This is a genomic window from Glycomyces sp. YM15, from assembly GCF_016918015.1.
Lineage (GTDB): Bacteria > Actinomycetota > Actinomycetes > Mycobacteriales > Micromonosporaceae > Glycomyces.
In genome coordinates this window covers 1-10,956 of sequence record NZ_JAERMK010000007.1, presented here as the reverse complement: position 1 = coordinate 10,956, position 10,956 = coordinate 1, and the positions used below count along the sequence as shown (strand labels likewise).

Here is a 10,956-nt window from a genome sequence, read left to right as displayed (position 1 = left end):
TGCCACCAGACGTCCGGCTCGTTGCGCAGGAACTCTTCGAGCCCTGGAAGATCGGGACCATCGCCCGCGCATTCAGTAGGTTTCGGTCCCGATGCCCTTGCGCATCGTGGCGACGTTGAACGCCTGCCAATGGGACTTCGACGTTCCCAGGTAGCCGCCCTTGCCGATCCGCTCCAGGACCTCGTGCGAGTGCCGTTTGGCCTGGTCGCTCCATACGCCGTCGATGGCGGTCCCCTTGCCCCAGATATAGCGGCAGCTGGCCTGAACATGCAGGATCTGCGACTTGGTCCTGGTGAAGGAAGTGGTGCCGGTGCCGGACGTCATGTTGTCGACGTAGAGGCTGACTCTGCTGCCGTTGAGATAGGTCCGCACCGTTCCGAAGTGGTAGTGGAGGGTCGCCGCAGTCGCCCAGTAGTTATTGCGGGCGTAGGTGAGGCCCGAACCGCTCCCCCTGCCCCAGATCTCGTAGTTGGCCTGGAAGGCGCCCTGCGCGTTGGGGCCGCCGTGATTGACGTAGATGTGGTCGAGGAGGAGCGCCCTGCCCTGCTGCTGCGCCGCATTGCCGCTGTCCTTGTGCACTCCTGAGATCCACACTCGGAGCGGCTTTTCGTACGGCGTGTTCTCGAACCAGAGCTGCAGCCAGGCGTTCAGCTTGTCGTGGAACGCCGGTCGGTACCTGTATGACTTGAGTTGAGCGTTGGCCGAGTTGACCGTCTTCTGAGCCCAGATGCCGGAGTAGTACCGGAGTTCGCCGTGCGCCTGCGCCGCAGTCGCGGGGAGGAGGATGCCCGAGGCGGCAGCGGCCCCTCCCGCCGCGAGCGTGAAGAGCCGTCGGCGGTCGAAGCCGCCGACGGAAGCGGTGGAGCCGTTAGGAGTGTCGCCGTTGTCGGCCATGAGCTGGTACGCCTTTCTCAGGTGGGTTGCGGTGTCATGGCTGGGGAATGCGCTCGACTTGTATCGCGAACGATTCCCCGGCGAAGCCATAGTTCGCCGATGAGGCTCCGCATGGGAATCGGTCAGAGCAGTCAATCAGCGATTGGCTGCTCGTTCAAGGCGGAACGGCGGCAGGATACCGGCAGGTTCAGGAGCCCGGGGGTCCTCGGCGGTTCGTGCCGCCGATGCTGACCAGGACGGCGGCGCAGGTGACATCAGGGGTTTCCCTGCATCTCAACAGGATTCGGTCACGTTCGGCACTCAACGGATTGCTCGGAATTCCCCAATCACCCGCTGTTGTCGCGAGCTGCCAGCGGGTTCAGTGGCAGGGCGGTTTCAAGTTCCGTGGTTGCGTAGAGAGCCTGGTTGAGATGGCTTGGGGTGCATATCAAGGCAGACACGGGCTTCGTGATCATTGTGGTGCTGAAGCCAAACAATCACGAAAGCTGCCCGTGCCTGCCGATGTATCCTCTCCGATCCCTGCCGTGCTCGCGAAACTGGGTCCGCTCGATGCCGACCGGATCGCCGACCTTCGCCCCTACCTCGATGCAGTGCCCGATCCCCGGTCGCGGCAGGGCCGGCCGCGAACGATCTCGTGGAACGCGACTTTGAGCTCGTCGGTGGCCAAATTTTGCCAATAGGTCAATCTTCGACACCGACTTCTCCGTCTCCTGCCGCGGCTGGGCGCGGTCAGAGATCGCTTGCAGGCCTTCAGGAAACGACCGTGAAGCCGAGACTCGACGCGACAGTTTAACGCCAGGTGTGCCAACAAACCTCAGTCGAGCCGTTGACTACACATCGAGATCTCTCTATAGTTTGAATCGCCGGAAAATCATCAGATGTTTTGGAACTAGGTTGTGATATGTGAACGATAACAAGCATTCTCCGTACCCGCGTCCGCTAGGGAGCATCCGATCTCTCGATCCTGTCCCGCTGGACCCGAGGCATGGCCGCGCTCGCGGCGGCCTCCGCTGACTGACCGATCCGGGACCGGACCGCGGCGGCGGACCCGCCGGTCCGCGACCGCCCGGTCCTGTCCCACCCGTAGCAATGAACCCGCATCTCCATGACCCGACGAACCTCAACTAAGGAGGCCACCATGGCCTGGATGGAAACCCCCAAGAGCCGCAGGCGGATGCTCATCGGCGGAGCCGGCGTGCTCGCCGGGGCCGCCGCCGCGACCGTACTCAACCCGTTCACCGGCCCGGCTGCAGCCGCCACGGTCGACACCTCCGCCTGGTACGTGCTGCTGAATCGCAACAGCGGCAAGGTCCTGGACGTCAGCGGTGTGTCCACCGCCGACGGAGCCCTGCTTCACCAGTGGACACGCACGAACGCCGACAACCAGCAGTTCCAGTTCGTGGACGCCGGCGGCGGCTACTACCGGATCAAGGCGCGGCACTCGGGCAAGGTGCTCGACGTGTCCGGCTGGTCGACCGCCGACGGTGCCGCCATCCACCAGTGGACCGACCACGGCGGCACCAACCAGCAGTTCCGGCTGGCCGACTCCGACAGCGGCTACGTGCGCCTGATCAACCGCAACAGCAACAAGGCCGTCGAGGTCCAGAACGCCGCGACCAACGACGGCGCAGGCGTCGTGCAGTACAGCGACTGGGGCGGCGCCAACCAGCAATGGCAGCTCGCCCGCGTCGACGGCGGCAGCGGCGCCTGCGCTCTTCCGTCGACGTACAACTGGACCTCGACCGGCCCGCTCGCGGAACCGAGGAACGGGCAGGTCGCACTCAAGGACTTCACCGCAGTCCGCCACAACGGCCAGTACCTCGTCTACGCCACGACGCACGACGCCGGAGACGCCTGGAACGCGGTGGTCTTCAGCCCGTTCACCAACTGGTCCGACATGGCCTCGGCCGGCCAGACCATGGTGACGAGCTTCAACCCGGTGGCCCCGACGCTGATCTACTTCGCCCCGAAGAACGTCTGGGTGCTCGCCTACCAGTGGGGCTGGCCGTACAAGTTCTCCTACCGCACGTCGACCAACCCCGCCGACCCCAACAGCTGGGGCCCGCACCAGGAGCTCTTCAACGGGGAGCTTCCCGTGAACAACCCCATCGACCAGACCCTCATCGCCGATGACCAGAACATGTACATGTTCTTCGCCAACGACGAAGGCCAGATCTACCGGTCCAGCATGCCCCTCGGGGACTTCCCGAGCAGCTTCGGCACGGACTACGAGCTCGTCATGAGCGACACGAAGGCGAACCTGTTCGAGGCGGTCGAGGTCTACAAGGTCCAGGGCCAGAACCAGTACCTCATGATCGTCGAGGCCATGGGCGACCAGGGTCGCTACTTCCGCTCGTTCACGGCAACCAGCCTGGACGGGACGTGGACGCCGCAGGCCGCGACGGAGAGCAACCCCTTCGCGGGCAAGGCCAACAGCGGCGCCACCTGGACCAACGACATCAGCCACGGCGACCTGGTGCGTAACAACCCCGACCAGACCAAGACCATCGACCCCTGCAACCTGCAGTTCCTCTATCAGGGACGCGACCCCAGCTCTGACGGGATGGACTACGGCCTCCTGCCCTATCGGCCGGGTGTGCTGACCCTGCAGCGCTAGCGGCGCGACGCAGGTCCGGCTCGGGTGTTCCTGAGGTAGCGGGCGGGCTGGGTGCGAGACCGAGCCCGCCCGGATCAGACTGGCCTTCCAGGATTCGTAGAGTGCGTCGACCGATGCTGGGGCGCCGCCGACCGCCAAGCACAGCTCGCCGGTGCGGACCGTCGTCGCGGCCAAGGAGTGCGGCTCCGCGTCGAATACCGGCGACCGGGCGAACCCACGCCTCGCAGGACCGTGGATCGCTACGGGCTCTTGACGCACTGCGGCCGTCCCGCACTGCCACGAATTGGCGGACGTGCGCAAGCTCCTGCCGTTCGCCGACACCGTCACCGTCCTCGACCCGCGCAGCCGCGTCAGGGAGTGCCCGACGACGTCGACGCCTGGCTCGACACCATGGCCGAGGCCCAAAGCGCTCACGCACGATCAGGGCAAGGCACTTCCGGCTGCCGGCAAGGGGCGACCGATCCATGCCTACGCCCTGTCGATGTTCACCGGCGTCCGCACTGAGGAAGCCCGGCCCCTGGAATGGGCCCACACCCACCTCAACCCGGTCGAGGGACAGACCTGCTCGTGCGGGAGCGAATGACCGCCTCGCCGGCATTTAGATGTGGCTACTTCCGCCAAGCACCACAAGCCGCAGATAGGCCATTGGTTCGATCCCGGTTAAGCCCACGTCATATTTATATTCATGAATATCATTCGGATTCGTTGCGTTACAAGGTATCTCGTGTCGTGTTCGTTGATGTCACGAGATCCGCCAAACGGCCACAATCGAACTGGTCGCACGGCTCGACTGCGGCAGTCCCTGCACCGTTGATCGAAATACCCGCCTTCATCATGTCGGCCTTACGGTCTGACTACGAGCACGAAGCCGTTAGCCTGCGTCTTCCAGGATCCGCTCCAGGAATGCTAGGAGCAGGTCGGGAAGGCCGTACGCGAGCGTGTCAACCGCAAGGTCGAGATATTCGGTTTCGCCATAGACATATGCCAAAAGGCACAGGTGAGCCGACAGCTCGGTAAGTGTGAGGATTCTGTTCCAGGCCTCCTGGCCCTCAACCTCAGGGTAAATGAAGAATGCGCGGGCGTCGGCTGCGACAACGGTGAATACCCCGCAACGCTCGGGAACCAGTATCTCTTGTGTCGGGTCCGCGTCCACCTCTTGCAGCCCTGCGATGGCGTTAGTGAGCCGCTCGGTGAGGTCGGATCCACCTTCGGTAAACCACGCGTTCACCTGCGCGGACAGCATCTCTGGGGAGGCATTGAAGTCGACGGTCGCAAACACGTCCATGTTGAGAGCCGAAGGGGCGGTGTCCAGGCGGGCATCGCCTACGCCATCCCAAATGGTGAGCGCGAGGACTACGGCCGACGCGGTCGCGGCGGCCGTCAGCCGTCCAACCTTTCGCCTCCGGCTTTCGCGACGCGTGGTCGTAATCTCACGCAACGGTGGGCGCTTGCGGGCCTGGTGCCATGCTGACGCCGCCAGGGCCGTGAGGACACATATGACGGCCGTGAGAACCGGGAAGGAATCGAACACTGCTGCGAAAATAGCCCACACCACTCCCGCGGAATCAATACAGGAGGTGTCGCTGCTGCGGCAGGACATGGCGATGTCGATCAAGAGGGAGCCGCCGACCGCGGTCAGTGCCGCAGTCTGGCCGACGACGATCGCGCTGAGTAGCCGGTGGCTGCGCGCCCCGAAGGCGGCTGTACCCCCTGCCAGAAGTGCCGCCAACAGGGCAAGTGTGAGCTGCCAGTGCACGTACAACACGAACCAAGGTTCGACCGCTGGAGTTCTCGACATCGGCAGGCCGTCAAGCACTGGCTGGAAAAGCCAACTGACAAACGCAGCCGTAATTCCGAGCTTGATGGCGAACGGGAGCATCTCCGGCTGTGACTCAGCGCTGAACCGACCGGTGTAGACCACCAGTAGTAGCGGCAACGCCCACAAGATTGCGACCCCGGTCAACACCACAGGCCCAAAGAGGACTATCTGCAGGGTCGACCAGGCGGCAAGGACCTGCACGCCGAGATCGTCGGTGCTGAGGCTCCAGCCGAGAGGCGGAAGCCCGACGACGGTGTACGCAGCCCAAAACTCCCGCAACTCGGCGAAGTCAAAGACGTTGCCCGCCATCAGCAAACTGATCTGGTCCCACAGTTCCCACACGCCGGCGAGAACGATTGCTCCGGCACCTGCGACCACGGTAGTCCGTGGCCAGACTCCGCGAACGGTTCCGCGGGTCCAGACGTGCAGGGTCTGAGCGGTCCACCAGCCGAATACGGCGAGCACGGCGGGAAGGACGAGGAGGACCTCCGGATGCGGTGGCAGGTCGCCAAGCGCGAACCGCGGACTGACCAGTGGCACCGCAAGCGCCATCCCCGTACCAGTCCACAATCCGGCCGCGATGCCGACAGGCAGGCGCGTCGGCCCGGGCGCGCTGAGAGCCCGTTGAAGGGCGAGCGTGAGCACTCCTGCGAGGATTGCCATCGCTAGAAGATCAGCAAGATAGGGGGCGATCGCGGCGGCGGTCACCGTCAACTGGATATGTTCCCGCACGAGGACCGCACCGAAGCCGGTGAGTGCCAAAGTCAAGGGCTGTATGCGCCCGCTGGAGGCCGGGTCGCTGAGGGCGTGACGGCGCATAGCCCAGGTCGGGTGGGTTCGCCACAGTACGACGAACCGCTGCACCGGCAGGGGTAGTCGCAGGAGCCAGCGGGGATCGTTGTCGGGAGAGCATGCAGGGTCGGTTCCCGGAAGGTGCGCGGCCGCGTCAGCTTCAAGTTCTCTCGTGCGGAGAATGTCCGCGCGCGTGAGGTGGACCAGCACGGTCATGACTGCGGCGGCACCGATGGACACGGTGGAGGAGCCGAGCGTCGTAGCACCCCAAGGAAACCGTTCGGCGGCCACGAATGCTACATAGACCTGTGCAGCGATGAACGGCAGGAGGATCAAAGCGACGAAGGCCCGCCAGGCGGCGATGACACTGTAGGTGAGTGTGATGTCGCGATTGAGGATGTGGGCAAGTTCGTGGCGGAGCACGGTGCGGAACCGGTCGGTGCCGGCGAGGGCGGTCAATCCGCCGTGAAGGCGTAGTACCGGTCGTCCGGTGCGGCCGAACACGCAGCCCCCGCCTGAACTCGCGAATGGTTCTACGACAACTCGTGGACTTTCACGCAGTCCGGCTTCGCGGGTGAGGACGGCAAGTTCCATGCGGATGGCGCCGGAAACGTCAGCGTCGGCGATCGGGCTGTAACGGCTGCGGCGTGTACGCCAGAGTGGCAATGCTGCGAACACGGCCAGAGCGGCAAGGGCAGTGAACGTGGTCCAGGCGAGGGCGAGAAGGAGCGTGGGGGAATCGTCATGGCGGGCGAGACAGGCGTCGATGGCCGGTCCGTTGAGGGCCAGGGCCTGCGCGAGGTTGGCGACAGCCGGGTGTTCGAGGTCGACTCCGGCGGCAAGGAAGCAGGCGCGTTCGCGGCCGGTAGGTTCGAAAATACTGACGATGTTGCCGCTCATACCGAAAGCGGCGGCGGTCGTCAGCAGGAGCAGCTGCATGAACTGCAGCGAAGTCCTGGTGGACGCTGATGTGGTTGCCAGTCGGGGGCTGGTCATAAAGACTTGGCTGGCTCGGGGGGTTCAGGTTTGTCTGACTCGTCGGGGGGCGCAGGGTCGGTGACCGGATCGCCGGAAATGCGGAGGTGGAGTGGCAGGCGCGGCCAGATTTCGTCCGTGATCCGTTCAGCGTCATCGTCATTGACGCCGTACTCGGCGGCAACCTTACGGACGATCTTGCGAACAGCGTCTTTGTCGACCTGCCGTCGTTTGCTTCTGCGGAACAGCCGCAGGACGAGCTGGGCGATCCGTTCGCCAAGGGAGTCTGCGGCACCTTTGGCGATCTTCTCGACAGCAACCCAAACCACAGGGGCGAGAAGAACGACAGCTTCACTCCAGCCGAACCCGACCCGGTCCGAACGGGGCCGCCAGCGCGGCCTGCGACGTCGGCGTTTGAGCGCGATTGCGGCATCGACGATCGGGAGTTCGTTTGGCGCGAGCACCTCGACGACTTCACGTATGAGGCCACCGTACAGATCACTGACAGGCTGGGGTGCTGTCATGGTGCGTTCCTTTCGCGGAGAGGGGAAGGTCTGCGAATGGTTGAGAGGCGAATCCTAGTACGGTGATCGGGTTTTTCGCTAGGGTGCGGAGTTCATGACTGTTGTGCCCTGCAAGCGTTGGCGCCTCCGCGCGGCCGCGGTGTTCCAGGTTTGCCCGGGTGATGGTTAACTGTCCGTGCAGGTAGCACCTACTGCCAACACGATTGCCAGGCCAGCACCGGACCGAAAGTGCGACAACATCGTTCCCGCAGGTAGGGCAGTGATGTCGCCTTACCGACACTTGAAGGCCTAGCCCCTTGCGTGCCACCCGAATTACGCTCACGAGAAGCGCATCCCCCAGATGCGCGGCCAGCCGGAGCCGGGAAGACGCCCGTCCCCGGCGAACCCGACGACCACGCCCTGGGCCACTCACGCGAGAGCTGGACCACCAAGATCCACCTCGCAGACGACACCTCCCAGACCGTTATGTCACTCAACCTGGCGAAGTCCGGCTGAGTGGCAGAGAAGAACAAGTCCTTCGCGGCGGTACTCAATCGCCAGCTGTACGTTCGCCCCGACGCCGAGTTGGTGAAGGCCCCGAACGTCGTGGATCGGGGCCCGGTTGCACCACGTCGGGTGGGGCAGCAATAACGGTTGTCCGGATGAACGTATCAAGACCAATCTCGGCCGCTTTACAACTCAGGTCATTACTTGTTCATGGCCTGCAGGGATTCGAACCCACACGCCTCGCACGGTGCGCTCGACAGCGGGTGCAAACTGCGACGACCAGGGTCGCTGCCTGAAACCGCCGGGAAAGAGCCCTGGCGACACCGCAAGGTCAGCTTCCTTCACCGGCCAAAGTGAGCGTGGGTTCGGCTCCTGCCCGGGTCATGTCACAGACTCGTACGCCCCCGAACTGGCCGAACACGACTCCTCCCCGAGTTTCCTCATCCAGGCGACATACGACAGGGACGGCAGCGAGCTCACCGCTGAAGTGACCAGCGTGAACACCCCGCTCCCCCACCGGCCACGACCGCCACCAGACTCCTCTGACGCCCGTGAACTGCAGGTAGCATCTCCTGGCCAGACCACCAGCACCGGCCCTACTACTCCAACTGGCAGAGAGAGCGGACTCAAAACCCGCACATTCTGAGTTCGAATCCCAGGTAGGGCACCCACTTGTCGAGGGCGCATTTCCATGTCTGCGATCGGGTCAAAATGCGACTGTCGCGTGAGGTTGTGTAAGCGCAGAACGAACCGTGTCGGAATCGTGTCGGGCAGGTGCGCTCGGAGTGATGAGGACCAGCAGCGCACAGGCGCGCAGCGCCAATCGCGCGCACAGCTGCTTCGCCCTCGTCAAGACGAGCGTTGATGAAGTTGCGGAGGTCATTCATGCTGGCGAGGGGTTTCTCCTCGGTAGCGGCAGCGGTCGCGCCGTTCGCGATGGCGATTCGAGGAAAAGCGCTGCATGCAGTGAGCGTAGTGCCTTCGCACGCTCGGGACCAGCCTCCCTCTGCAGCTCCTTTGGCCCGCAGCAGTGCGGGATTTCCTTGACCGCTCCCATGGCGGGGTCTTCCGGCTCGGCTTTTCGAGCCAGGCCTTGGGCCCGTTCCCGTTCGGCTTTCGCGAGCCGGATGAGGACTCCGGCGATGCGGTGCGCGTCGATGGTCTCGAGCCGCTCGCCAAACACGCTGATCCGACGCTCATAGCCTGCCATCGCCCGACCATAACGCCAGAGCCCTCACCTCTCACGGAAGCGACCGTGCCGTGTCTCCACTCAACCCGTGAGCAGGCGGTGGATGCTCCGGCGACTGATGCCGAACTCGGCCGCAAGCGCCTTCCTACAGGCCCCACCGCGAGCCGCGGTCAGCAGACGATCGAACTCCTCAGGCGCGAGCCGATCCCTGATCGCCCGCGGCCGGCCGTTGCAGGAAGCAGCCGCCAGCGTAGAAACCTGCGGGATTGACTGGTGCCGTTCCGGGGCCGCCGCGGCCGAAATGACGTCCCGTACGCGCCACAACAAGGCCGTGACCTGCGGCGATGAGTTGTAGTAAGCGGTACTAAGGTCCACCGGACATTCATAATTATGAATATCATTCAGATTCGGTGCGTTGCAATGGATCTCGGTCGGTGTCAGCTCATTCCATTCTGGCCTATGCGTCAAAACGGTATCGAGGTTGTGTGAGTTTGATTCCCCTCGCTGTTGTCTGGCAGACGACGCAATTCGAGGGGGCGCGCACCGAGGGGAGGCATCGTGCTCATAGAGCGCGGTCTCCGCAGTTCGAGGGTTTCGGCGCTACTCCGCCGGAACAATGCGGGCGGTCGCGCCAAGTCCTACCAAGGTCTCCTGGGCTTGAGCCGCAGTCGCATGATCGACTCCAGACAGCAAAGTAGAAGGTGTGTTGTCTACCAGGGCGACAGCGGGCTTGAGGCCCATCCCAATCAATGAACGGATCTCTGTGATGACACGGATTTTCGTAACACCTGCGCCTGCGGCGTCGAGGACGACCGAATAGGCACCTGATCTGCCTGACGACCCCCGGACGCGCTGCTTCTGCCAATCGAACTCGTCGCGGGTGATCAGATCGCGAGCAAGAAGATCAGCAAGTTTGGTGAGCTCGTCGGCAGTCGAAGGTCCTGGGCTCCCTCCAGCAGGGGACGCGTCACCGGACGGTAGGGCTCGACGAAGCTCAACTTCCTCGCTGCGCCCCCACAATTCCCGAACCTTCCGCACGAATTCCCAGCCCTGCGCGCTATACATGCGCAGAACCTTGTCGCGCTCCCGGCCCGTCCGTCTGGGATAACGTTTTGGTATTTTGACCGTTTGGAACTCATATCTTGGCTGACCCATCGAGACGCCTCCTTTAAGTTCAGTTCCGTCCGGCGAGCCTTCACCTGGATGACCACCATCCGACCTCAAGCGTCGTGTTCAGGATCGTTCGTGCCACCACACCGTCAGCATGACACCGCGACTGGGTTCCGCGAGCGATTCATGAGCATTGATCGTGACGGCACCTCCGCTCGCGGGTGGATTACCTGCGTCGATGCTGACCATCGGGCGGGAGGTCCGGTGTTGGGCTGGGCGTATGAGGCGAATTGAGGGCATTCTTGCTAGGGGCAGCATTGCGTCGAAAGACCGTTTCTTCGGTGAATCGGATCGTTCAGGTCGGGGGTTTGTCGTCCTCGACTTGAATCAAGCGGCATTGATCTTCGTACCGCAGTCCGCGCCGCTACTAATCCGGAACTGTGAAGTTGGTTGTTCTGGTGTCATTCCGGTTGGGCGGCAAGGATGTAGGCGAGTTCGGGGTGGTTGAAGAAGCGCTTGACGGTCTCAGGGAGTTTCTGGAGACTGCGCA

7 protein-coding genes and 1 tRNA gene are annotated in these 10,956 nt (G+C 63.6%); 3 read left to right on the top strand and 5 right to left on the bottom strand.

Features of this window, described 5'->3' with window-relative positions:
• Positions 1-72: 72 nt before the first annotated feature.
• A complete protein-coding gene (locus JHY01_RS09635; protein ID WP_205325419.1) occupies positions 73-894 on the bottom strand; it encodes a hypothetical protein in 822 nt (273 codons plus the stop codon).
• A gap of 1,147 nt (positions 895-2,041) precedes the next feature.
• Here JHY01_RS09635 and JHY01_RS09630 point away from each other — a divergent pair.
• Together JHY01_RS09630 and JHY01_RS09625 are read left to right on the top strand one after the other, a co-directional pair.
• On the top strand, positions 2,042-3,511 hold the full coding sequence (locus JHY01_RS09630) for a non-reducing end alpha-L-arabinofuranosidase family hydrolase (RefSeq protein ID WP_374199514.1): 1,470 nt from the start codon (positions 2,042-2,044) through the stop codon (positions 3,509-3,511).
• 292 nt (positions 3,512-3,803) lie between these two features.
• Complete coding sequence (locus JHY01_RS09625) at positions 3,804-4,094, top strand: hypothetical protein (protein WP_205325417.1); 291 nt, start codon at positions 3,804-3,806, stop codon at positions 4,092-4,094.
• Positions 4,095-4,382: 288 nt separating this feature from the next.
• Here JHY01_RS09625 and JHY01_RS09620 read toward each other — a convergent pair whose 3' ends face one another.
• A complete protein-coding gene (locus tag JHY01_RS09620; RefSeq protein WP_205325416.1) occupies positions 4,383-7,061 on the bottom strand; it encodes a M48 family metalloprotease in 2,679 nt (892 codons plus the stop codon).
• A 53-nt stretch (positions 7,062-7,114) separates the two neighbouring features.
• Positions 7,115-7,621: a hypothetical protein gene (locus tag JHY01_RS09615; RefSeq protein ID WP_205325415.1), complete on the bottom strand. Its 507-nt coding sequence runs from the start codon at positions 7,619-7,621 to the stop codon at positions 7,115-7,117.
• 1,079 nt (positions 7,622-8,700) lie between these two features.
• On the opposite strand from JHY01_RS09615, the gene JHY01_RS09610 reads away from it, so the two are divergent.
• Positions 8,701-8,774, top strand: a tRNA-Leu gene (locus JHY01_RS09610).
• Between the two features lie 216 nt (positions 8,775-8,990).
• On the opposite strand, the gene JHY01_RS09605 is transcribed toward JHY01_RS09610, so the two are convergent.
• Entirely contained in the window at positions 8,991-9,317 is a 327-nt protein-coding gene (locus JHY01_RS09605; protein ID WP_205325414.1) for a hypothetical protein, read from the bottom strand.
• Between the two features lie 579 nt (positions 9,318-9,896).
• Positions 9,897-10,451, bottom strand: a complete 555-nt coding sequence (locus tag JHY01_RS09600) for a ribosomal protein L7/L12 (RefSeq protein ID WP_205325413.1) — start codon at positions 10,449-10,451, stop codon at positions 9,897-9,899.
• Between the last annotated feature and the right edge of the window lie 505 nt (positions 10,452-10,956).